At 36.7% G+C, this 23201-nt stretch carries 22 protein-coding genes and 1 tRNA gene; 20 read left to right on the top strand and 3 right to left on the bottom strand.

The annotated features are described in order from the left end of the window. Window positions 1-59 precede the first annotated feature (59 nt). The 6 genes from ACFQ32_RS05770 to lacG all read left to right on the top strand — a co-directional run bounded on the left by ACFQ32_RS05770 (window position 60) and on the right by lacG (window position 5928). On the top strand, window positions 60-605 hold the full coding sequence (locus ACFQ32_RS05770) for a hypothetical protein (protein ID WP_046325503.1): 546 nt from the start codon (window positions 60-62) through the stop codon (window positions 603-605). Window positions 606-706: 101 nt separating this feature from the next. Next, window positions 707-1333: an LVIS_2131 family protein gene (locus ACFQ32_RS05765; RefSeq protein WP_046325502.1), complete on the top strand. Its 627-nt coding sequence runs from the start codon at window positions 707-709 to the stop codon at window positions 1331-1333. A 172-nt stretch (window positions 1334-1505) separates the two neighbouring features. Next, complete coding sequence (locus ACFQ32_RS05760) at window positions 1506-2369, top strand: PRD domain-containing protein (RefSeq protein WP_046325501.1); 864 nt, start codon at window positions 1506-1508, stop codon at window positions 2367-2369. 4 nt (window positions 2370-2373) lie between these two features. Next, on the top strand, window positions 2374-2727 hold the full coding sequence (locus ACFQ32_RS05755; RefSeq protein ID WP_046325500.1) for a PTS lactose/cellobiose transporter subunit IIA: 354 nt from the start codon (window positions 2374-2376) through the stop codon (window positions 2725-2727). 19 nt (window positions 2728-2746) lie between these two features. After that, on the top strand, window positions 2747-4492 hold the full coding sequence (locus tag ACFQ32_RS05750; protein WP_046325499.1) for a PTS lactose transporter subunit IIBC: 1746 nt from the start codon (window positions 2747-2749) through the stop codon (window positions 4490-4492). A gap of 11 nt (window positions 4493-4503) precedes the next feature. Beyond that, window positions 4504-5928 carry a 6-phospho-beta-galactosidase gene (lacG, locus tag ACFQ32_RS05745; protein ID WP_046325498.1) on the top strand — a complete coding sequence of 475 codons (1425 nt, stop codon included), beginning with the start codon at window positions 4504-4506 and terminating at the stop codon, window positions 5926-5928. A gap of 156 nt (window positions 5929-6084) precedes the next feature. Here lacG and ACFQ32_RS05740 read toward each other — a convergent pair whose 3' ends face one another. Both ACFQ32_RS05740 and ACFQ32_RS05735 read right to left on the bottom strand, forming a co-directional pair. Continuing rightward, window positions 6085-7608 carry an O-antigen ligase family protein gene (locus ACFQ32_RS05740; RefSeq protein ID WP_046325497.1) on the bottom strand — a complete coding sequence of 508 codons (1524 nt, stop codon included), beginning with the start codon at window positions 7606-7608 and terminating at the stop codon, window positions 6085-6087. A 108-nt stretch (window positions 7609-7716) separates the two neighbouring features. After that, window positions 7717-8031, bottom strand: a complete 315-nt coding sequence (locus ACFQ32_RS05735) for a DUF2187 domain-containing protein (protein WP_046325496.1) — start codon at window positions 8029-8031, stop codon at window positions 7717-7719. 94 nt (window positions 8032-8125) lie between these two features. On the opposite strand from ACFQ32_RS05735, the gene ACFQ32_RS05730 reads away from it, so the two are divergent. From ACFQ32_RS05730 to ACFQ32_RS05715, 4 genes are all read left to right on the top strand, one after another. Beyond that, the gene (locus tag ACFQ32_RS05730; protein WP_046325495.1) at window positions 8126-8671 is read left to right on the top strand and encodes a guanylate kinase; all 546 of its coding nucleotides are present in this window, start codon (window positions 8126-8128) and stop codon (window positions 8669-8671) included. A 181-nt stretch (window positions 8672-8852) separates the two neighbouring features. Continuing rightward, window positions 8853-9344 carry a C40 family peptidase gene (locus ACFQ32_RS05725; protein WP_046325494.1) on the top strand — a complete coding sequence of 164 codons (492 nt, stop codon included), beginning with the start codon at window positions 8853-8855 and terminating at the stop codon, window positions 9342-9344. Window positions 9345-9554: 210 nt separating this feature from the next. After that, window positions 9555-10274: a C40 family peptidase gene (locus ACFQ32_RS05720; protein ID WP_046325493.1), complete on the top strand. Its 720-nt coding sequence runs from the start codon at window positions 9555-9557 to the stop codon at window positions 10272-10274. A gap of 153 nt (window positions 10275-10427) precedes the next feature. After that, a complete protein-coding gene (locus ACFQ32_RS05715) occupies window positions 10428-11351 on the top strand; it encodes a C40 family peptidase (RefSeq protein ID WP_046325492.1) in 924 nt (307 codons plus the stop codon). 82 nt (window positions 11352-11433) lie between these two features. Here the strand turns inward: ACFQ32_RS05715 and hflX are convergent, their stop codons facing one another. Next, the gene (gene hflX / locus ACFQ32_RS05710) at window positions 11434-12714 is read right to left on the bottom strand and encodes a GTPase HflX (RefSeq protein ID WP_046325491.1); all 1281 of its coding nucleotides are present in this window, start codon (window positions 12712-12714) and stop codon (window positions 11434-11436) included. Between the two features lie 345 nt (window positions 12715-13059). Between hflX and ACFQ32_RS05705 the strand changes: the two genes are divergently transcribed. The 10 genes from ACFQ32_RS05705 (at window position 13060) to ACFQ32_RS05660 (ending at window position 23179) form a co-directional block, all read left to right on the top strand. Further along, window positions 13060-14493, top strand: coding sequence for an MFS transporter (locus ACFQ32_RS05705; protein ID WP_046325490.1), 1434 nt, complete (start codon window positions 13060-13062; stop codon window positions 14491-14493). A 139-nt stretch (window positions 14494-14632) separates the two neighbouring features. Further along, window positions 14633-14920 (top strand): type II toxin-antitoxin system HicB family antitoxin, encoded by a 288-nt coding sequence (locus tag ACFQ32_RS05700; protein WP_046325489.1) that lies wholly within the window; start codon window positions 14633-14635, stop codon window positions 14918-14920. Between the two features lie 259 nt (window positions 14921-15179). Beyond that, window positions 15180-15746 carry an aldose epimerase family protein gene (locus ACFQ32_RS05695; protein WP_046325488.1) on the top strand — a complete coding sequence of 189 codons (567 nt, stop codon included), beginning with the start codon at window positions 15180-15182 and terminating at the stop codon, window positions 15744-15746. A 103-nt stretch (window positions 15747-15849) separates the two neighbouring features. Further along, window positions 15850-16974: an LCP family glycopolymer transferase gene (locus ACFQ32_RS05690; protein ID WP_046325487.1), complete on the top strand. Its 1125-nt coding sequence runs from the start codon at window positions 15850-15852 to the stop codon at window positions 16972-16974. Then, complete coding sequence (locus ACFQ32_RS05685; RefSeq protein ID WP_046325486.1) at window positions 16974-17606, top strand: glycerol-3-phosphate acyltransferase; 633 nt, start codon at window positions 16974-16976, stop codon at window positions 17604-17606. The genes ACFQ32_RS05690 and ACFQ32_RS05685 overlap by 1 nt, the downstream gene beginning before the upstream one ends. 21 nt (window positions 17607-17627) lie before the next feature. Further along, window positions 17628-20600 (top strand): LTA synthase family protein, encoded by a 2973-nt coding sequence (locus tag ACFQ32_RS05680; RefSeq protein WP_046325485.1) that lies wholly within the window; start codon window positions 17628-17630, stop codon window positions 20598-20600. Window positions 20601-20868: 268 nt separating this feature from the next. Beyond that, window positions 20869-22134, top strand: coding sequence for a tyrosine--tRNA ligase (gene tyrS / locus ACFQ32_RS05675; protein ID WP_046325484.1), 1266 nt, complete (start codon window positions 20869-20871; stop codon window positions 22132-22134). Between the two features lie 99 nt (window positions 22135-22233). Beyond that, window positions 22234-22629 carry an NUDIX domain-containing protein gene (locus ACFQ32_RS05670; protein ID WP_046325483.1) on the top strand — a complete coding sequence of 132 codons (396 nt, stop codon included), beginning with the start codon at window positions 22234-22236 and terminating at the stop codon, window positions 22627-22629. A gap of 75 nt (window positions 22630-22704) precedes the next feature. Continuing rightward, on the top strand, window positions 22705-23043 hold the full coding sequence (locus tag ACFQ32_RS05665; protein WP_046325482.1) for a heavy metal-binding domain-containing protein: 339 nt from the start codon (window positions 22705-22707) through the stop codon (window positions 23041-23043). A gap of 63 nt (window positions 23044-23106) precedes the next feature. After that, window positions 23107-23179 (top strand) — tRNA-Thr (locus tag ACFQ32_RS05660). Window positions 23180-23201 lie beyond the last annotated feature (22 nt).

Raw genomic sequence — 23201 nt, 5'->3', positions numbered from 1 at the left:
AAATTTGAGTATCGTATAAAAGATGATAAAAATTGATAAATTAGATAAGGATTTTTAACTTGAAAATAAGCTTAACAGATTTCACTATTAAAATAGAAAAGCAAGATTATATTGAAGACTTAGAAACTACTAAATATGCTGATGTCAGTAAATCCAAAACCAAATTGCGTGAACAGGCAGCTAAATTGGTTAAGGAAACTAAAGCTGCCCTCAAGCATAACTCACTGAGTCATATTGCTCTTGAAATTACCGGTCAAAGACCCATAACTTTTGCATTAGAGACCAATATGATCAACTTGCCATATAGTAATTACAAGAAGAATGCCAATTTTTTCGAAGAGGGTAAAGAATATCCGGTTGCAGTATACTTTGAAACGCAGTCGGAATATTTGAATGCATCGGGATTTCGAATTGATCAAATCGCGACGGAAGCAGAAATTGAACAAAATGAAGCCGAAGTTGTTGCCAAATTAACAGATGCTATGCAGGAAAAAATAAAACAAGTACGTGAGTTCCAAAAGCCTGCTGCTTCTGCTAAAAAGAACACCACTGTTAAAAAGCCTAAAACAAAAAAGTCACAAAAAGAAACAAAGTCTAAGAAATAAAATATCTGAGACTTAGTAGGTGAAAATTAATGCAAATTTGAACGTAACTATTCAAAAGGTGTTTTTTACCATATAATGGAAGAAGATGCAGGAGGTCCATTATGATTAGCTGGAATCTACTTGGAGTATTGTTATGGGTAGTAGTTATTCTTTATTTCGTTTTTGTTGTGCAAAACATTCGTAAGCGCCGCATCACAATGATTATTAAGAAGCACCGACAATTTAGCTGGCCCAATTTTTTGATAGATATCATTGAAGTAGCCGCTCTTTTAGTTGGGATTGTCTGGTTATTCGGCAAGACTATGCTAGATAACCCGGATCTTGATGATACGACTAAGATTAAGTCTCATATTATCTATGAACCGATTGTCATGAACCCGGGAGAAGGCAATTCAAGTTACGTTACAATTGATTCGAAAAAGAAAAGGATTAGTACCCAGACTTTCACTTATTACAGGCCGGGTAAAAAGATTAAAGTAGCCAGTGATTTCGCTACGGTGGCTTATGGTAAAAGTCCTCTGGATCTTAATGCGGCCAAAATTCCATACGACAAAAAGCAACTGCAGACAATGGACCGCAAATATCAGCGAGCTTACGTTGCTATTTACACCGCTAACTATAAAAAGGTCTGGCAAAATGGCATTGGCATGCATGCAGGACACAATGCTACTCGTTATTATCTAATCAGGATTCCGGATTCATCGTTTATCAGGGAGAAAGAAAAATAAAATAAATAAAGCGTTTGCATAATTGTAAAAGTGTGGTATGCTTTATCTGTATTGAAAATTTAAGTAGATTGTTACTATCAAATTAGGCGAGACTACTAGTATAACTGATGAATTTTTATCATTCATCGGCTATTGCTAGTAGTCTCTTTTTTTTGCAAAAAAGGAAGATGTTATGCGCCTTAAGAAGATTTTTAATAATAACACCATTTTAGTTGATGTTGGGAAAGGACAGGAAGCCATTGTTTTTGGTAAGGGAGTGGGGTTTGAACAGGGCAAAAATAGACTAGTTGATACTAAAAAAATTCAGAAAATATTTTATTTAGACAATAAGAAGGATAAAGAGTCGTTTAATTATCTTTTCCATAATATTCCTGCAGATATTATTGCAGCAGTTTTTGCAGTTATTGAAAATGCGCGAATCAATTATCATTTTCAGGTTTATGATTCGATTTATCTCACCTTAAGCGAACATGTCAATGGCGCCTACAAATTACTGTTAGCAGGAAAATATCGGGAAAATGAGATTCCGGATTTAAGTGAAAGATATCCAAAAGAATATCAAATTGCAAACGAAGCTCTGGGAATTATTAACCATAAATTAGGCGTTGAGTTCCCACCTTCAGAGGTCAAAAGTATAGCGCTTCATTTTATCAACAGCAAGATTCCTACAGGTATTGCCAAGCACGAGGGTAAATCAAAATATATTTTTAACACGTCTAAACTAATTAATGTCGTTCTTAATGTCCTGGATAACAATAACATTTATCAAAATGGCAAAAATCGGGACAGCTTTAGACGATTTCTAATTCACTTACAATATCTGGCCAAAAGGATCTGGCGGCCGCCAGAAAAAAATGAATCTATCGATAAAAAGATTGAACGTGACATGATCAAGGCCTATCCACGATCTTACAAAATAACTCAAGAAATTTTTCAGGCTCTTAATGCTGAATTTAATTTTCAGCCGTCAGACGCAGAGAGGGTTTACTTTATCATTCACATTCATCAAATTTTAGGGCCAAAAGAAAAGGAGTAAAAAGATGGCAACTAAAGAAGAAATTTCAATGGCCGGCTTTGAAATAGTCGCTTATGCTGGCGATGCGAAGACTGCATTAATCACAGCACTTGATGAAGCTAAAAAAGGCAATTATGACAAGGCCAGAGAGCTGGTTAAAAGTGCAGACAGCTCTTTAAATGATGCTCATAATGCACAAACAAAACTAATGAGTAAAGAAGCCAGTGGTGAAGAAATGGAAACCACATTCATTATGTCACACGGGCAGGATACTTTAATGACTACGATGCTATTAAGGGATGAAGCTAAATATTTTATAGATTTGTATGAAAAGTATAATTCCGCTTTGAAGGAATTGAATGAACTAAAAAATAAGTAAATGAACAAGGAGTTTAAAAATGAATGCTGTAATTAAGCAAATTGAAAAAGCACAGCCATTCTTTCAAAAAGTCGCCGCTAATAAATATTTGCGCGCGGTCAGAGATGGCTTTATTGCTTTAATGCCGATAATTATCTTTTCCAGTATATTTTTACTGATAGCCAACGTGCCTTTGATTTGGCACTTTGCCTGGCCAACCAAAGTAGCTAATGCATTAAACATGTTTTACAACATGTCCATGGGAGTTTTAGCATTGATGGCTTCTTCATCAGTCGCTAAGGCATTAACCGATTCGTTTAATCTGGATTTACCAAAAACGGATCAGATTCCAACTGTAGGTGTGCAGTTTACTGCACAAGTTTCTTTTGTCTTGGTAGCTGTTGATACTTTAACTGATAAAATGAACAACCTGTATTTTGCAGTTGCAATGATTGGTACCAAAGGACTAATTTGTGCCTTTCTGGTAGCATTTATAGTTCCAAATGTATACTATCAATGTTTTAAACACAATATTACGATTAAATTGCCAGATGCTGTACCCCAAAATATTGCGGGAGCCTTTAAAAACATTATTCCTTTTGCAATTAGTACGTTTTTCTTCTGGATCTTTTCATTAGCTTTTAGGGCTGCGACCGGGACTAACCTAGCTGCCTGGATTATTCAAGTTTTATCACCTTTATTTACCGCAGCAGACGGTTATTTTGGTCTGGCAATAGTTTATGGTGCGATGGCTTTCTTCTGGTTTATCGGAATCCAAGGGCCATCAATCGTTGAGCCAGCGGTTACTGCTATCTATTTAAGCAATGTTGAATTAAACTTAGCAGCCTGGAAAGCTGGTAATATTGCAGGCGCCAACAGAATTCTGGCTCAAGGTACACAATACTTTGTTGCTACTTTAGGTGGTACTGGTGCTACTTTAGTAATTACATTAATGTTTGCTTTCATGTCTAAATCAAAGGAATTAAAAGCAGTAGGTCGTGCCGCATCAATTCCAGTTTTGTTCGGGGTTAATGAGCCAATTTTATTTGGTGCACCATTAATTTTGAACCCAGTCTTCTTTATTCCTTTCATTTTGACACCAATTGCCAATGTCTGGCTTTTTAAAATATTTGTTGATGTCTTCCACATGCCTGGCTTTATTTACAATTTGCCTTGGACTACACCAGGAACACTCGGCTTGATAATGGGTACCGGCTTTTCGATTGGGTCAATTATCTTAGCAATATTGCTTCTAGTAGTTGATGTTGTGATGTACTACCCGTTCTTTAAAGCATATGACATGCAAAAATGTGCTGAAGAAGCAGCAAAAGTAACTAATGGCACAAGCGAATCTACTAGTGCAACTGCTGCTAATACCAGTACCGAAACAGCAGCTTCTGTTTCTGAAAATAATACTGATGAAACTGCAAGTGAAAGCAAAATTCCACTGTCTAAAACAAAAGATGGTAAAAGTCTGAATGTTCTCGTACTTTGTGCAGGGGGCGGTACCAGTGGTATTTTAGCCAAAGCCTTAAACAAGTTAGCTGCTGAAAACAATTTACCTTTAGCAGTGGCTGCTACTTCATTTGGTGCTCACCACGACTTGCTTTCAGGAATGGACATCGTTATTTTGGCACCGCAAATGAATGCGATGAAAGATGAACTGAAAAAGGAATGTGATAAGAATAACGCTAAGATGATTACGACTACCGGGAAGCAATATATAGATATGACCCAGCATGCCGACAAGTGTCTGGACCTGATAATTGCTAACATTTCAGAATAAAGGAGAATAAAATGACTTTACTAAATAGAGTACAAAAATTACCTTGCGATTTCGTGTGGGGTGGTGCCACTGCCGCTTATCAAGTTGAAGGTAGCACTCAAGTTGATGGCAAGGGCAAAACAATGTGGGATGATTACCTTGAAAAACAGGGCAGATTTTCACCAAATCCTGCTAGTGACTTTTACAACCGGTATCCAGAAGACATTGGGCTTGCCAAAAAATATGGTTTAAATGCTGTGCGCGTTTCAATTGCTTGGACCAGAATTTTTCCTGAGGGTTACGGTCAAGTAAATCAAAAAGGCGTAGAATATTATCATAAATTATTCAAAGAATGTCTTGATAATGGCATTGAACCTTACGTTAGCCTGCATCATTTTGATAGTCCTAAAACTTTATTTGATAATGGTGACTGGTTAAATCGCAAGAATATTGATTATTTTGTTGACTATGCCAAGTTTTGCTTTAATGAATTTAAAGAGGTAAAAAACTGGTTTACTATTAATGAACTAATTTCTTTAGCATATTCACAGTACATTGCCGGTACTTTTCCACCAAACCATCATTTTGATGTCACCAGTGCAATTCAGGCCGAACATAACGAGTTAGTGGCACATGCCAGAGTAGTTAATTTATATAAAGAGCTGGGTTTACCAGGTAGAATTGGCCTAATTCATGTTATTCAACCAGTATATCCAATATCAACCAGTACTGAAGATAAACATGCAGCTAAATTGCAAGATGCGTTTTTGAACAAGTTTTTGCTTGATGGGACGTTCTTAGGCTATTACTCAGACGATACCATGGCATCAATTAATGAAATACTGCGTTTAAATAACGCACATTTGGATATTCAAGACGGTGACCTCGCTATTCTCGCTAAAGCTGCATCACAAAATGATATTTTTGGTTTAAACTATTATCAAAATCAGTTTATTAAAGCGTATCATGGCGAAAGCGAAAATCACTTTAACGGTACTGGTGACAAGGGTACTTCTTCCTTTAAGTTTAAAGGAGTAGGAGAAACTGTCAAAAAGCCAGGGGTACCGACAACTGACTGGGACTGGAATATTTTCCCACAGGGTCTCTATGACACATTAAAGCGTATCAGTCATGATTATCCTAACTGCAAGACAATTTATGTGACTGAAAATGGTTTAGGTTATAAGGATAAATTTGTCAGCCCAGATAAGATTATTGATGATACTCCCAGAATTGATTTCATTGATCAACATGTCGCTGCCCTTTTAAAAGCTCGCAGTGAAGGAGTAAATGTCCAAGGCTACTTTGTATGGTCTTTGCAAGATCAATTTTCTTGGGCAAATGGCTACAACAAACGTTATGGTCTGTTTTATGTAGATTTCAAAACGCAGAAGCGTTATGTTAAAAGGAGTGCCTTATGGTTTAAAGAATTAGCAGATACAATGAATAAAGAATAAAATTTAAGCAACTAACTTAGTTTAAACCCCGAAATTGGATAAATTTCGGGGTTTTCTAATGGGCAGTAAATTTTAAAAAAATAAGGGGGAACAAGTCTGATTGTGACAGTTAGTCCTTTATCTAAAATTAAAACTATGATAAATCTACATTTTACATTAATTGGATATTGCTATTGTTTCCTTTTTGCGAACTTGAACTAATAGATTTCCTTCAATAAAGGCGAGGATAAAGCTGGCTGTCAAAAAGTCCACCACATTACCGGAAGAGAAAGCAGCAAGTAGGATGAAACCACTGGCAACGATTAAGGAACTGACTAAATAAGTCCGTGCTGCTTTATATCTGAGCCACCTGTATGCACCATAAATTAGTACTGCCAAATATGGTCCGACATACAAAAGCATTCCCAGCCAGCCTAAGGAATATATTTGAGCGGTAAAGTCTCGTTCTAAATTAAAAATATTGTTTTCTCGGATGTAAGAAATACCAAAAAGCTTGTCTAGTTTGTTGTTATTGGTTTTGACTACTTGATTAAGCATAGCCTTTTCAATTTGGCGGTTTTCCATGCGCGACTGGCCCGGTTCGTTCATAATTTTGAGCCAAAATTCCGGGTCATATTGGTAAGGATAGCTTTTAAAGACAAATTTGGGATTAAGCGCATATTCTTGATAATTTTTCTTAATGAAGTAACGTAAAAACTCTTTTCTTTTTTTGCCATTAGGGTATTTTTGTAAATCAGCAGCTAATTCCTTTTTTTCGTCCGCTAAATCATGGTCAGACTGTTTAGCTAGATAAATTTCATAATTATAACGCTGAATTGCAGGGCCAAAGGGCAAAATCACTAGGGCTCCTGCTTCTATTAAGACAGCAACTAAAAACGCTTTGCCGCCCTTTTTTACATCTTTAATCAGATATTTATGCAGGCCAAACAGGATGAGACCGATTATGATTCCGCCAATCAGACCAATAGCAGCAACTTTAGTGCCGATTTCAATCATTGCCAGAGCCTGCACCACATTTAACAAAATGGTATGCCAGTTAAATGAAGTGAAAAGATAGTAGAGCATGAGCGGCAACAACATAAAGAGGACGGCTGAAATCATGTTGGTAAAATTGAAGAAGCCTTTAGATGCCATATGGGAATAACCGATATTGGGATTAAAGAACCATTCAAAAATGTTGGCACTGATAGTTCCTGTTTCGTATGATTTCAGAGAAATGACGAAAAGGTTAGAAAGTACAATAGTACCGGAAAAAAGTCCCGAAATGCCTTCAATCACCATTTGTAATTGCCGGGATCCAAAATCTAATTCATCAGTCAAATAAAGCACTGTTAAGGGTAATATCATTCTAATTAAATAGAAGATTTCTCCACTAGGGGAATAACCATAATTGTTGGGACTCACGCTGGTAAAATGCTGCACGTGTATTAAATGTAGTGCTGAATAGATGACTAACAGCATAATATAAATTAGTAGCCATTTTTCCTGTGATAGTTTCTGCCAAGAATTTTGCGAGCTAAAGTAAAGGCCAACCAGGCTCGCCACTGCAAAAATACGGATAATTGTAGGCAGTGTAAATGGTAAAATATTAGCCAGAGTGCCATGATAGAACCAATATAAATCTAGAAACGGTTGTATTAAAATGAACCAAAATAAAATGGTTCTTGCTTTTTCTTTCACTTTTTTCTCCATATCATAAATATTTTCATGGTTTAATTTTAGGCAAAAATAAAGCAAAAAAAAAGAGCAGTGAACATTAATCACTGTTTCTTAATTAAAAAATAGTTATTATTCTTTGTTTGTGTCAGTAGTTGCTTTTTCTTTGGCAGATTTTTTGATCTTTTCTACTTTAACATCACTTTTTGCTAAAGCCTGAATTTCCTTCATTTTCTTTTTAGAAACGGTTTTTAAGTTCTTAAAGTTGACCACTATTTTTTGATTGAGGTCACTAACTGCAGTTTTATCAGCTTTATCATAATCGATTATTTTTAACAGAACAGAATTTTCATAAATTTTTTCTACTTTGCCCACAAATGGTTTGGTCAGTTCTTCTTCAGACTTGGCACTGAGAATATCATCTGCTTTGACGTCAGCTTTTTTCATAATAAGTTTTACTTCCTCTCTTAGCCATGTTTCACTATAATAGAAAGATATTATTATAAAAGCGAATAGTTTTCAAGTAAAGGAAGCTCGGATTTTGCAAAAATTAATTTTAATTGCTGGCCCCAGTGGTGCTGGTAAAACTACTATTTCAGAATACTTGGCAAATACATTCGCCATTCCCAGGGTATTGACCCATACCACCCGGCCAATGAGGCCGGGAGAAAGTTCAAAAGAATCGTATCACTTTGAAAGTGAAGCCAGTTTTAAGAAACTGCATTTTTTTGAACATGTCAAATACGGTTCCTACCAGTATGGTTCAAGTAAAGAAGCACTAGACCAGGCTTGGCAGGACCATGATTTAGTGTCTTTGATTGTCGACATTAAGGGAGCGCAATCTTACCTAGCAGAGTTAAAAAAACAGGTCTATTTTTTATACGTTACTGCCAGTTCGAAAAAGATGCTAGCTGAACGTTTAATAAAGCGTGGAGATGATCCAAATAAGATTAAAGAACGGTTAACTGGCAGTGAACTAAACGTCCTGCCGCCAACGCTACAAAAATACGCGCATATCTTAGTTAATGACGATTGGAATCAGACTAAGCGTCAACTCGGTAATATTGTTAAAGAACTGAGTAAGTAACTTGTCTGGGCAATTACTTTTGTAAAAATGGTTTCAAATTAAAATTCTTAACATTTTGTAGCTCGTTTGACACGAATGTGTAACATTAAATGAGTAAGATAGAAAATGTCGGAAGAAATAGATAAGTAGTTTTAACTCTGCTTGCTAAAATTAATAAATATATTTAGAAAAGAGTTTAATTTTGAAACACGGACACTCGAAAGGATTAATTAAGTTAATAATTGTTATTGCCCTCTTTTTCACTGGTGCAACTAGCGTAACGGTAGTTAGTGCTGCTACTGCTAATGATGTTAGTGCTAGTAGTGTAACCAAGAAGCGCAAAGCTGTAGCTAATTTAGCTAAAAAGCAAGTTGGCAAAGGCTATGTATATGGCGCTGCGGGTCCTTATTCTTTTGACTGTTCCGGTTTAGTACAATATGTCTACAAGACAGCTGGAAATAAAATTTTACCAAGAACTACATATTCACAAGTTTTACAAGGTAAAAAGGTTTCACTAAAAAAATTAAAGAAAGGTGATTTACTTTTCTGGGGATCTTCAGCTGCCCCAAACCATGTCGGTATCTATGTGGGTGATAACCAGTTTGTACATGCTGCTACGCCAAGCCAGGGTGTTTTAAAGCAGTCAATTAGTGCTTATTTTTATCCTTCCGCTGCTAAACGTATTTTAGATTAAGAACTCTTTTCTAATTTTCCCCAAATTTGCTAAACAATAAAATTAATTTAAGCGTCCTTTTACTGCTAATTTTGTGAAAGGGCTTTTTTACGTACCGGTATTATTTCTGTAACCTTTTTGTAATACTTTGCGTGTAAAATTGATTTTGTAATATAGAAGTAGAGCTTATTAATATAAATAGTTTGATGCGAATACGGGGGGATTTTGATTTTGAAAATTAAAAGTAACTTAGTTAAATTTACTACGGCTGCGGCGCTAACCATCACTGGCTTAGGTGTTGCCAGTTTAGCCAATAACAATTTGACAACTGCTAATGTTAAAGCTGCCACTAAAAAAGTAAAAATCAATTATGTTCCCGGTTATGGCATCAATATTTGGGATAACTATGAAAATCCTACTTTTACCGGCCAACGGATAAAACACGGTAAAACGGTTAATGTTTTAAGCAGTGCCGTTGATAAGAAAGGTAGAACCTGGTATCAAATTGGTGAAGGTCAATGGATTCAAGCACGTTACACTGTTAAACCTGGTGTTAAAATAAAGTCTGTAAAACCCAAAAAATCTGTTAAGCAAGCCGAAAAAGTTGTGGATTTGGCTAATGCAGAAGTGGGCAAGGCATATGCCTGGGGTGGCAATGGACCTCAAGGATTTGACTGTTCCGGTTTAGCCCAGTATGTGTTCAATGAAGCTACTGGCGTGAATTTAAGTCGAACGACTTATGCACAAGTTAAACAAGGCAGACAGGTTTCGATACAGGACTTAAAGCCTGGTGATCTTCTGTTTTGGGGATCAGCAACTGCTCCGTATCATGTTGGTATTTATGTTGGCAATAACCAGTATGTTCATGCTGCTTCTCCTTCACAAGGCGTTGTTAAGGATAGTTTAAGCTCATACTTCTATCCGTCAGTTGCAAAACGTGTTCTTGAATAGGAATATACTAAAATTTAAAACACTTAGGAAATCTTCTAAGTGTTTTTTTAGTACCATTTGATTAGTGTAACTTGATTAAAAATCTGAAGCGTTTAAAATGAAGTTAAATACTAGTTTTTGGTCACATTATGCTACCAAAGGAGAAATGATTTGATGAAGCGTAATTTTTGGAAAATGAGTCTTGCTGCAGCATTGACATTAACCGGAATTGGTGTTGCTTCACCGCAAAAAACTGTAGATGCTGCTACGTTTAAGACACCTATAAAAAGAATACAAATCAATTGTCTGCCAAATAAGAGTGTGAAAATATGGACAGATTATAATGGAGGGCAACTGATCAATTTTCGTGCAAAAAATAAAAGTAAATGGAATGTTGCCAAAACGGCTGTTGATCGCAAAGGTAAATTATGGTACATGATTGGCGACAGTGAATGGATTGAAGCACGTTACACGCAAGATTTAACGCAGGATTCTAATGCCCAAACTGTGCACGAGCAAGTTAAGAGAGCTGTAACCAAAAAGAAGAACAAAAAGGCTAAAAGCAAAATTAAAAAAATAGCAGTTGGCCCGAATAAGCAGAAGACAGCTAAGCCAAAGGCGCAGGAGCAAAAGACAGTTGTACCTAAACTTAATAATGCGATCCAAACAAAGAGTGCCGCTAATGTAACCCCAATAACACGTTTGAGTAATAAAGTTTCTGCTGATAATGTTTCTAAACGTGCACAAGACGTGGTGAACTTAGCAAAAAGTCTAATTGGTAAAGGTTATGCCTGGGGCGGAAATGGTCCAGATAATTATGACTGCTCGGGACTGGTTCAGTATGTTTATAATCAAGTCGGTGGCGTGCAATTGCCTCGAGTAACGACTGATCAAGTAAAAGTTGGAGTAACTGTCACGATGGACCAGCTGCAGCCGGGTGATCTCTTATTTTGGGGTTCAGAAGATGCGCCTTATCATGTGGGAATTTATGTTGGTAATAATCAGTATGTTTGTGCTGCAACACCAGAACAAGGAGTAGTATTACAGACAATCAGTTCATATTTTTATCCTTGTGTAGCCAAGCGCGTTATTCAATAATAAAATGGTAGTTTTGAGGCTAAGATGCTTTGAGTAAATGAAAAAAGATTCTCACAATAATAAAATATGCGAGGATCTTTTTTTAGTTAATATAATTAGCTAAGCGTGCTTGTTCTTGGGGTGAAAGACGCGCAACAACATGAATACCATCATTTTGATAGTTTTCTTTTAATACTTGAGCATTTTCATGCAGGTAAGCTAAAATCTTTCCCGCAGATAAGGGTAAAAGCAGATTAATTTGCTTATAACTGCTAAAAATATGCTTGGTTATTAAATCAGCAAGGGTTGCGATAGACTTGGTATCAATTGCAGAATATAGAATACCGCTACCTTCAATTTGCGGATAATTGCGCTCTGACTTGTCAGCCTTATTATAGGCAGTAATCATCGGCGTGTTTTTGACGCCAATTTCATTAAGCACGTTTTGTGTGGTGCGGATCATCTGTATCATATTGGGATCAGAAGCATCAACGACGTTAATTAATAAATCGGCATCTTTTACTTCCTGCAGCGTAGCTTTAAAAGATTCAATCAGGTTATGGGGCAATTTAGAAATAAAACCAACTGTATCTGACAGGATAAAGCTAAAATTATTATCTAAGTCGATACGACGAACATTTGTATCCAACGTCGCAAACAGCATGTTTTTAACAAAAACTTGTTTAGCACTATGCTTGGAAAATTCTGTTAACAGCCCATTCATAGTGGTTGATTTGCCAGCATTAGTGTAGCCGACTAGTGCTACTTTAGGAATATGATTTTGATTGCGCCTTTTGGCTTTAATTTCTTCTTGTTTACTAATAGTTTGTAATTCCCTTTTTATAATAGAAATTTGTTTGCCAATTGTGCGCCGATTCAATTCCAGTTTCGTTTCCCCGGCCCCACGGTTGGCAAAACCACCACCAGTGGAGCCGCCATTACCGCGTTGTTGATCCAAGGAGTTTTCTGAGGGATGCAGGCGCGGTAATTCATATTGTAATTGCGCCAGCTGCACCTGCAATTTTGCTTGCTTAGTCCGGGCGCGATTTGAAAATATTTCTAAGATTAATTCAGTGCGATCAACTACCCGCAGCTTAGTCAGTTTTTCTAAATTACGTATTTGTACAGGTGTTAACTCATCATTAAGTACTAATACTTTTGCTTTTAGGCCCCGTGCCATATCTTTAATTTCATTTATTTTTCCCAAGCCAAAATAAGTACCAGCTATGATGTGTTCCGCATTTTGTCGTGCCTGTCCTACAACCTGCATGTTTGCGGCTTCTGTAAGATTGGCAAGTTCATTCATGTAATAATCAAAATTAGGGTCATTTAAATTAACTCCTGCAATAAATGCCTTTGTTTTATGGGGAGTATTTTCAATCATTTAATTCTCTTTCTGTATGTGAAGTTATTAATAGTGATCTGATAAATTAATATTTTTTAATCCTCATGATTCATACCTCTTTTGCTTTGCTATTAGTTTAATTTTAATACATCTATGTCTCTTTACCAAAAAGAAGATTAATTGTCCGCCAATTTTAGTGGTAAAAATAAAGCTTTTTAGGATAACTGTTCCAATTGATTTATGTCAGAGCCGGCTCTTTTACCTGCTAGGTTTTGCAAAAATTACTGCCAATAGTTTTTATTACTTGGCAGAGAGAAAAAAAGGAGTATAATTCAATTTGTTAAGGTACCTAACTAATTTTGTAAAAACGGAGATATTTGTAAAATGGCACAAAGAATAAGCTATCAAACTAATCAAAAGGTACAACAGAATCGCTGGTGGATTCTGGTTGCCGTGGGACTTTTCACGTTCATGTCAACTTTAGATGGCACAATTGTTAATATTGCTTTGCCAGTAATCAGTAAAGATTTGCGGATTCCAATGAGCCAGTCCGAATGGGTAGTTTCGCTGTACTTAATTGTAGTCTGCAGCTTTATTTTGTTTTTTGGCAAGTTAAGTGATATCTTGGGCAAGATTAAAATTTTTCGCTTAGGCGCAATCTTTTTTATTGCGGGGTCACTTTTATCAGGTTTTAGAATCAATCTATTGTTTTTGCTGGGCGCAAGGGCCTTGCAAGCAGTTGGTGCCGCTATGACTATGGCTACAAATAATGGTATTATCACAGAAATTTTTCCCACTACAGAAAGAGGAAAAGCGTTAGGAACTATTGGCTCCTTTGTTGCTCTGGGCTCAATCGCTGGACCTGGTTTAGGTGGATTAATATTAAGTCACCTGTCCTGGCCTTATATTTTTTGGCTTAATGTGCCGGTGGGAATCATTGCTGCATTAATTGGAGCCAAGTTTTTACCACAAGACATTACTTTTACCAAAGCTCCTCTGGATAAAATGGGCTCGTTCAGCTTTGCTTTCGGCATGATTACTCTATTTGGTGGTGTTTTCTTAGGCCAGCAATTAGGTTTCAGTTCTTTACCGGTTTTATTAATGTTAATAATTGGTCTTGTAAGTTTTATTTGGTTTGTTTATGTGGAAAATCATGCTGCTAATCCATTGTTACAATTCAAATTGTTTAAAAATCCGGATTTTTCAGTTAGTCTGCTCTGTGCGTTATTAATTTTTATTACTAACTTTTTCTTCAATGTGGTCACACCTTTTTACTTGGAAAATGCGCGTCACTTACCTCCGAGCCAAACTGGTTATATCTTGATGATCTTACCTGTAGTCCAGCTGGTTGCTGCTCCGGTTGCAGGCTCTCTTTCTGACAAGATAGGTCCTAAATTAATCACATTTATAGGTTTGGTTTTACTGTTAATCAGCCAGGTGGGTTACACATTGTGCAACTTAAATTCACCAATTTGGCTGTTCATTATCAGCATCGCTTTAATGGGATTGGGAAGCGGCATTTTTAGTTCTCCTAATAATTCACTTGTCATGGGTTCTGTTGAACAAAAGGATTTAGGTGTTGCTGGCAGTATTAACTCTTTATCCCGTAATCTAGGTATGGTTATTGGTATTTCCAGTGCAACTACCGTATTATTTGCGGCAATGAGCAAAGCAAAAGGAGCTAGAGTCACCGCATATTTACCGAAGCATCCTGAAATTTTTATTTATGGTATGCATGTAGTTTTCATTATTTCAATGATAATTTGTCTAATTACTGTTATCTTAAGCGGCTGGAGACTATTCAAAAATAATAAATAATAACTTGTAAATAAGTGTCGAAAATAAAAATTTTCAACACTTTTTTGCTTTAAAAAATAATTTTTTAATAATTTTTTCTTCTTTTTACTTATTTGGGTATATTATTGTAGAGGGAAAGTGCAAAACGAGGAGGTTTAGGATGAACCATAAAGTTGTGACGTATCCAGCCATTTTTAAGCCACTGGAAAATGATATATATGTAATTAGTTTCCCTGATGTTAAAGGGGGAATAACCGAAGGGCAAGGTCTGCGTGAAGCAATGAAAATGGCTGCTGATACACTTGCGAGTCGTTTATACAATAAAGCGGTATTGCCGAAGGCTAGCAAAGCTAGTGATATTAAGTTGCCAGATGATGGTTCCTTTGTTGCACCGGTTTCTGCAGATTTAACTGAGGCGTCGCGCGATCGGATTAATTATGAAATTTGATTTACAAAAAAAGCACCCCAATTTCTTGGGATGCTCTTTTTATTAACTTGTTCCAAAAACTTTCTTTTAATTCTCGGGAACAAGTCTATTATAATATATCTAACAAAATTTTGCTAATACTTTTAGCTTGTTTTACTAAAAAGTGTTTGCAATAAGCTCTAATTAAATGTACAAAAGCATTTTAGATATTCGATACAAATTGACAATAACATTATTTGAGTGCTATTTTTGAGAAAGAAAAAAAGTGTGGGAGTAAATTATGCAAACGATTGAAAGTTCTGTTTTGCGAATTTCTATTTCTGAAAAGGGTGCCAAGTTAGTTAACTTTATTGCCCAAAATAAGCAGACTGATTATTTTAAAGATGAGAATGAGCAAAAACAATTAGAGATTATTTTTAAGGGAGCAGGTCAAGGGGAAAACCTGGCTGACATCCTGCCATGGACAGTTGTAGATAAGGGAGATTCCAGAGTAAGCTTAGCGTTAATTGACGACAACTCAAGCTATAAAAACTTTCCTTACCATTTTGAGGCAATTCTGACATATGCTTTGGAGGGAAATAGAATTGATATTAAGTTTTATTTAAAAAACAATTCGCATAAAGATTTGCCATTTTCGTTACAATTCTTAATGCCTGTTTTCACAGGCTGGTTAATCACTACCAACGCAAATGAACTCGAGCTGAGTAGAGACGATACTACTTTGACTTTGGATTCTGCTCATTTCGCGTTAACAGCTGCTCATGAGCAAGTTAAAGCCAGTATCGACCAGGCCAGTCTTGCCAGTGATAGTGATGAAGAATTGACATTGACCTTAACATTGAGTTAAACAAATTAATGTTTTTAATAAGATAAAATTGACAAACCGTCGTCGGTTTGTTTTTTTGCTATAATATACTCATTGTAACTAGATTTTAGGTAAGTAAAAAGTTATGGATCACAACGAGAATCACCCGCATAAAAGTCGGGTCGAATTGCACGCAAAGGACTACCACAGAAGAAAGCGGATTTTAGCTTGGGTGTTAAGCATTGCAGTCCTGTTAACTGTGGCGGTTGGTGCGTATTCCGCATATATTTATTTGCGCACGAAAGATGCAGTTGATAATGCCTACGATGACCAAAACAGTGTGCAGATCAAAAATGGCGAGTTTGATGGCAAGAAAAAATTTGCTGTATTGCTAATGGGCACTGATACCGGGGCACTTGATCGTAAAGAAAAAATAGGTAATACTGATACTATTATTATTGCCGTCGTTAATCCGCAGAAAAAGCGCTATTCATTGATGTCGGTACCAAGAGACACAATGGCTCAAATGATAGGAGCAGAAAAATTTCAAGTTAAAAAAATTAATGCTGCTTATCCTGTTGGTGGGGCTGCCATGTCCATGGCCAGTGTTTCTAAACTAGTTAATGTGCCTCTCAAATACTATGTTTTGGTAAATATGAAAGGTATTATGCGACTAATCCGCTATATCGGTGGCATTAATATCAAACCTACTTTGAGTTTTGAGTATGGTGGTTACATTTTTAAGAAAAATCAATTGACTCACATGGGTGGCGGTGGAGCTCTGGCATACTCACGTATGCGCTATGATGATCCGGAAGGTGATTATGGTCGTCAAAAGCGCCAGCGGCAAGTGATAACTACTATCATCAAGAAGTCAGTATCAATCAATACTTTAGCCAGGCTAGATTCAGTATTGTCCGCAATTTCTAACAACATTAAAACTAATTTGCCCTTTGATGCGCTGCGCCAAATTGCGTTTAACTACCGTGATTCTACCAAGAATGTCAAAAATGATTATCTTCACGGACACAATGCGACAATTGACGGTGCATCTTATCAAGTACAATCAACTAAGGAACTGCAAAGAGTTTCAGATTACTTACGAACGGAATTAGGCTTGTCTATTGTACCAGTAGACAATAACGAAACCTACCAAAACAAACGTAACAAAATTCAAGGGTTTGATTTTAAAAATCCTGAAAATCAAGATTATCATATTTACGAGGATTATCAAGATCAAAGTTACCAGGAAGAAGGCGACAATTGGTAATGCGTTTGTGGTCAATCGCTATCGGATATGGATTCGGCTGTTTGCTGTCTGCGGTTTTTATTTGCCGCTTTGCTTTACACGAGGATCCCACAAAGGTGGGTTCGGGTAACCCAGGAACGGCTAATGTCGGAGCAGTGTTTGGGAAAAAATGGGGTATATTAACTTGTATTGGTGACTTGTTAAAAACGCTCATCTGTCTTCTTATCGTACACTATCTTTTCTCAGACAATATTGCTCTTTTGTATGCTGGCTTAGGCTTGGAGCTAGGGCACTGCTTTCCCTTTTGGAACCATTTTGACGGGGGAAAGGGAGTCACGGTAGCCGTGATAGTAGCGGCGCTGTATGATACTCCTGCTGCTGCGGTGACACTTCTAGTTTGTTTAATACTACTGATACTATTACAAAATTTGACGATTCCGCCGATAATTTTTATAATATTGTTCAGTTTGTATGAACTTTTTAAAGTTAAAGAAGCGGGAATCGTATTATTAATAATGACTCTGGTCATGACTTTCAAATTTAGATATGACCTACGTGACTTTTTTACTGGCAACGGGAAAAAGGTTGATGTTTTATACTCAATTAAGAAAAAATTGGGTCTATTGCATGATAGTCAACAGCATCATTTTTAGTGAGGAATATAACTTAGGAATATGAATAAAAATAAGAAATCTTTAAAAGCTATTCAGATAATTTTCCTACTGGTGGCAACTCTGTTTATGCTAGTGCAAATGTTTAATTTGAAAGGATTTGCTGCCAGAGCGCACTTTTCATTTATTCACTTTATGCCTAACATGTTGCACAACGCAACTTTAATGATAGTGCCTATGGTATTTGGTGCTGTTTACAGCAAGAAAAAGCAAAGTGTTAGTGAAAGCTTTAAATATTGGCTGTTAGCCAGTGTTACTTTAATCATTTACTACATTTTCTTTTTCTTTATAGTTCCAACCCGTTTTAATATGTGGCGCGTTTGGGGAATGCTGTTTCCCATCATTACCAGTACTTCAGTTTTGTTCTCCGGCCTGGTTTTCTGCTTACTAATCCAGCCACACCTGTATGACTTTTTGCATAAATTAACTGTTAAGCAAAATCTCTTAGTACTAAGTTTGCTGACATTATTAGGTTTTGCCCTCAGTGCCGGTAATTTATCTTTTCAATACTCGTTTTATGGCTTGTACTTAGTGCTTTTCTTTGCCTGGGGCATGTTTTTAGCCAATGTTCCCATCAATAATAAGTTGCTGACATTATCTTTAATCAGTGGTTTTTTATCCTTCTTCATTGTAGTGATTGGCGTTTCCGGCTTTGACGCTGTTTACTGGTCTCAGATAATTTCCGGTAATGGTGGTGGCGACTGGAACAGGGAATTTTTAAATAATCCTACGTCACCATTTATGTTTTTACTGGTGGTTGCCGTCTTTTTATTGTTTAAGAAGTTAATCTTAACTTTCAACAAAAAGCAGATGCGCTACTTTATCCCAGTAATCATGATCATGGATGCACCTATTTCACCCAGATTTATGAGAGCTTTTAGCTTTACAGGATCATCCATTATTGACAAGCTGATTTTGCTGCTAGTGATGACAATCATTGTGGTTGTCTGGTATCAATTGCTTGAGCGCTATTTGTTCCAAATAAATCCATTTGCTAAGATTATCAATTACTTAGATTATGAACCTAATCTGGCCAAAATTTGTGAAAAGGGTTGGGCAATATTTACCAACTTTGTTATTAAAAACAGGGTTAATCTGCTAACTTGGGCCTGGTTCTACATTTTAAGTTTTGGCTCTTTCCTAATTGAATCCGATAACTTACGAATTCAGATAAGCACGGCGGCAACGATTAATGCGATAGTTTATCTTCTTGGCACTAAGTTCTTTGCCATGATTCTAACCACCATTTTTCTAGATGCATTGTTCTCAGTATTTTATTTCGTAACAACGCGTTACTGGACTTCGAATATTTTGGTAAGTCTGATAGCTATCGGCTGGGCTATCGCAAATAAAATTAAGCTTTTACTCCGTGGTGAACCAATCTACCCCACTGAATTAAGTGAGATAGTCAACTGGAGAACCTTGATCCCAATGATTGGTAAGACAACTGTCATTGTAATTTTAATTGCATTGGTTGTAATAATTGCGCTGGATATTTTCTTAGAATTAAAGTGTCCAATCAAAAAGCGCGGATCATGGAAACGGCGTGGAATTTGGGCACTGTTAAGTCTGTTACTATTTGTTACGCCGCTGCGTTTTAACCATGATGGTGGCGTAATCTATCATATTAATCGCGGTTTTGACAACAGACAGAGATTTCGTAACCCAGAGCGTGATATTCAGGTTAACGGGCCTGTCCTTAATTTCTTGAATTACATTGACCTGCAAATTATGGATCAGCCTGAAGGTTATTCAGAAACAAGCATTAAGCAACTAAATACCAAGTATGAAAAAGTTGCTGCCAAAATTAATAAGAAGCGTAAAAATGACCTGAAGAATCAAACCATTGTCTTTAATCTGAGCGAAAGCTTTGTTGATCCAAGCACCTTCCCTACGATTAGATTCGATCGTGATGTTCCAAATCCAGTTAAATTTATCCAGTCGATGAAGTCACGCTCAACCTACGGTAATATGTTGAGTGCTGGTTATGGTGGTGGTACTGCCAACATGGAATGGGAAACCTTAACCGGTTTGAATATGGGTATGTTCAAGTCTACTTTGACCCCTTACGTTCAAATTGTGCCAAATTATGACTTCTACCCAACAATAGGGATGAACTTTGATTATAAATCTGCAGTCCACCCATTTATCGGTACATACTACTCACGTCAGGAAGACTACCATAGATTTAAGTTTGATAAGTTTATCTATGTTGGTTCAAAATATAAAATTATTGACCAAAAGAAGCTAGGTAAGAGCGGTTATAACTCTGACTTCACTACCTACGCCAACGGACTAAAAGAAATCAATTCACGTAATGGCGGCCAGTTTATCAACCTGATATCAATTCAAAACCACATGCCATACAATAACTGGTACCCCAACAACGAATACATGGGTAAGATTTCGGGAGAGTTGTTCAAGTCTCCAGCAGTACGTGATCAAATGGCTACCTATGTCAAGGGTACGCAATATACTGACAAGGCAGTTGAGCAATTTATCAAGCAGATTGATAAAATTCAAAAGCCTATTACTCTAGTCTTTTATGGCGATCACTATCCAAGCATTATTTCTCAAAACTATACTGCTAAGTATCCGGTACAAATGCATTCAACGCGCTACTTTATTTACTCAAACAAGTATGCTCGTCAACATGGTGCTAAGACTAGGTTGCCGCGTAGGGCTAATAACTTCGTCAGCTCGAGTGACTTTATTGCTATGATGCTAGAACAGACTGATTCGAAAGTTACCCCTTACCAAGCGCTGTTAACTGAAGTGCATAAGAAATTGCCGGCAATTACGATTAACTTTAAAGGCGATAAGGGCTTCGAATTAATTGGCCGGCAAGGACAAGTAATTGATCCAAAATATCTCACTAAAAAGCAACAAGAAATTTTAGCTGACTATGAAGCTATCCAATATGATATGACAGCAGGTAAAGCATATGGCTTAAAGATTAAAGGCTTCTATAAGTAATAAAATTATATTGACTTATTAAGAAAAAATGAGTATTATCATTTATAACAATTTTAAGTAGCACCTTGATTCAGCGTTCAGAGAACTAGCGGTTAGTGTGAGCTAGACAGGTCAAGAGTAGCGAAATACTAGTTGGGTGGTTCCCGTAAAGACCATAGTTAAGGCACTTGTAATTAAGTGTAAACGTGGGTGGTACCACGGCTGAAAAGGTAATTAGTCGTCCCTAGATTCAAAAATGAATCTGGGGACTTTTTTATTGGAGGAAAAAATGGCAAACTTTGATATTTTAGAAGATTTAAAGTGGCGCGGAGCGATTAACCAGCAAACTGATGAAGCTGGACTGACTAAATATTTGCAAGAACACGATGATTTAGCTCTTTATTGTGGTACTGATCCCACGGGTGATTCATTACATATCGGGCATCTTATTCCTTTCATGATATTAAAAAGATTTCAATTGGCTGGTTATCATCCTGTGATTGTTATAGGTGGTGGTACGGGAACAATTGGTGATCCTTCTGGGCGTAAATCAGAGAGGGTTCTTCTTAGTGCAGAAAAATTGCATGAAAACGAGGTAGCTCTAACTAAACAAATGGAAAAGCTGTTTGGCACTGACAATTTTGAAATTGTTAATAACGCTGAATGGCTTGATAAATTAAGTTTAATTGAATTCTTGCGTGAATATGGCAAGCACTTCCAAGTTAATAACATGATCAATAAAGATGTAGTTGCCAGTCGTTTGGAAAATGGTATTTCCTTTACTGAATTCTCCTACCAAATTTTACAAGCCATTGATTTTTACCAGTTAAATAAAAATTACGGTGTCCAAATGCAAATTGGTGGCAGTGATCAGTGGGGCAATATCACCGCTGGCATTGATTTAATTCATAAGTTAATGGGGCCAGACAGACAGGCATTTGGTTTAACAATTCCGTTAATGTTAAAAGCTGATGGCACTAAGTTTGGTAAATCAGCAGGTGGAGCTGTTTGGCTTGATCCTGAAAAAACCAGTCCTTACGAATTTTACCAGTTCTGGATCAATCAGGACGATCGTGACGTAGTTAAGTATTTGAAGTACTTTACTTTTCTTAGTCATGAAGAAATTGATGATCTGGCTGAACAAGTAAAAACCGAACCATGGAAACGGACAGCACAAAAAACACTTGCAAGGGAAGTAACCAAGTTTGTTCATGGCGAAGCAGGACTAAAAGAGGCAGAGATGATCACAGACGCTCTGTTTTCCGGCGATATTAAAGATTTGTCGGTTAAACAGATTGAGCAGGGACTTAAGAGTGCTCCTGCAGCCGTAGCACCTTCTCAGAGCCAAAATATCGTAGACTTCTTAGTTAATACTAAGATTGAATCTTCTAAACGTCAGGCACGAGAAGATGTTGTTAACGGAGCAATTTATGTTAATGGTGAGCGCGAGCAATCAGTTGACTTTGAGGTCGATCCTGCTAAAGCCTTTGACGGTAAATACGTTATTATTAGAAAAGGCAAAAGAAAATATACTTTAGTTACAATTAAAGATTAATCTAAAAGAGGCAGTTGCTATTTTCGCAACTGTCCTTTTTTAACTCCAATTAAGATAGTATAATAAGAAAACATTATTTTTTCGGAAGGAGTGGTTGATATGCGTGCACGTGTAATTCTTTATAATTCTGAAAATGATGCGATTTTATTAATTCATAGATTAAAAAATGGTCGAGACTACTGGGTAATTCCGGGAGGTGGAGCTAAAGGGAATGAAACCCCAGTTGAAACCGCAATCAGAGAAATTAATGAAGAACTAAGTATTCAACTAAAACCAGCTGCCTTAAACCAGCTATTTGAATACAAAAGTCAAGAAGATGAACATTTCTTTTATGCTGAAATTTCCTTTATAGCTGCACCAGAAATTAGTGGAGAAGAAAAAGAACGCTCAAATAATGCAAATGTTTATCAGCCTGATTGGGTAGCTGTCAAAGACCTAACTCAGATTAATTTAATGCCTCCTAAAATTGCTTGTAAAATAATAAATCTGATTTGACTAATTTGACAAAAAAGTTATAGGATTTCATACTATTAATTTAGTAACGTATAACCATACTGCTAGGAGGGCAAAATGGCACAAAAAGAAATTTTAATAACAACTACAGAAAATATACCTGGTAAAAAATACGAAATTATCGGAGAAGTATTTGGTCTGACTACTCAGTCCAAAAATTTTGTTAAAAACTTTGGTGCAGGATTAAAATCAGTTGTTGGTGGTGAAATTCGCAGTTACACTAAAATGCTGGAAGATTCTCGCAATCAAGCTTTAGAAAGGCTGCGTCAAGCTGCAGAGGATAAGGGCGCAGATGCAATTGTGATGATGCGTTTTGACTCTGGTTCAATCAGTGGCGACATGCAGTCAGTGGTTGCCTACGGTACTGCTGTAAGATTTATTGCAGATGACGAATAGATATAGTATTATTTGAAGTATTCGCTTTATGGAAAGTGAATGCTTTTTTATTGAATGTAATTCGCCACTTTAGCTCAGAAGGTAGAGCACCGCCGTGGTAAGGAGGAGGTCCCCAGTTCAAATCTGGGAAGTGGCTTATGGATAAGGAAGGATGATTA

This window comes from Lactobacillus melliventris (assembly GCF_042679465.1).
Taxonomy (GTDB): domain Bacteria; phylum Bacillota; class Bacilli; order Lactobacillales; family Lactobacillaceae; genus Lactobacillus; species Lactobacillus melliventris.
Note: the sequence above shows the minus strand (reverse complement) of the source record. Positions and strands in the feature narration are given on the sequence as shown.

Bases quoted from the DNA above. Each gene is read 5' to 3' on its own strand.
- ACFQ32_RS05765 (WP_046325502.1), top strand. From the start codon at position 707: ATGATTAGCTGGAATCTACTTGGAGTATTGTTATGGGTAGTAGTTATT.
- ACFQ32_RS05760 (WP_046325501.1), top strand. From the start codon at position 1,506: ATGCGCCTTAAGAAGATTTTTAATAATAACACCATTTTAGTTGATGTT.
- ACFQ32_RS05755 (WP_046325500.1), top strand. From the start codon at position 2,374: ATGGCAACTAAAGAAGAAATTTCAATGGCCGGCTTTGAAATAGTCGCT.
- ACFQ32_RS05750 (WP_046325499.1), top strand. From the start codon at position 2,747: ATGAATGCTGTAATTAAGCAAATTGAAAAAGCACAGCCATTCTTTCAA.
- lacG (WP_046325498.1), top strand. From the start codon at position 4,504: ATGACTTTACTAAATAGAGTACAAAAATTACCTTGCGATTTCGTGTGG.
- ACFQ32_RS05735 (WP_046325496.1), bottom strand. From the start codon at position 8,031: ATGAAAAAAGCTGACGTCAAAGCAGATGATATTCTCAGTGCCAAGTCT.
- ACFQ32_RS05715 (WP_046325492.1), top strand. From the start codon at position 10,428: ATGAAGCGTAATTTTTGGAAAATGAGTCTTGCTGCAGCATTGACATTA.
- hflX (WP_046325491.1), bottom strand. From the start codon at position 12,714: ATGATTGAAAATACTCCCCATAAAACAAAGGCATTTATTGCAGGAGTT.
- ACFQ32_RS05705 (WP_046325490.1), top strand. From the start codon at position 13,060: ATGGCACAAAGAATAAGCTATCAAACTAATCAAAAGGTACAACAGAAT.
- ACFQ32_RS05700 (WP_046325489.1), top strand. From the start codon at position 14,633: ATGAACCATAAAGTTGTGACGTATCCAGCCATTTTTAAGCCACTGGAA.
- ACFQ32_RS05695 (WP_046325488.1), top strand. From the start codon at position 15,180: ATGCAAACGATTGAAAGTTCTGTTTTGCGAATTTCTATTTCTGAAAAG.
- ACFQ32_RS05690 (WP_046325487.1), top strand. From the start codon at position 15,850: ATGGATCACAACGAGAATCACCCGCATAAAAGTCGGGTCGAATTGCAC.
- ACFQ32_RS05685 (WP_046325486.1), top strand. From the start codon at position 16,974: ATGCGTTTGTGGTCAATCGCTATCGGATATGGATTCGGCTGTTTGCTG.
- ACFQ32_RS05680 (WP_046325485.1), top strand. From the start codon at position 17,628: ATGAATAAAAATAAGAAATCTTTAAAAGCTATTCAGATAATTTTCCTA.
- tyrS (WP_046325484.1), top strand. From the start codon at position 20,869: ATGGCAAACTTTGATATTTTAGAAGATTTAAAGTGGCGCGGAGCGATT.
- ACFQ32_RS05670 (WP_046325483.1), top strand. From the start codon at position 22,234: ATGCGTGCACGTGTAATTCTTTATAATTCTGAAAATGATGCGATTTTA.
- ACFQ32_RS05665 (WP_046325482.1), top strand. From the start codon at position 22,705: ATGGCACAAAAAGAAATTTTAATAACAACTACAGAAAATATACCTGGT.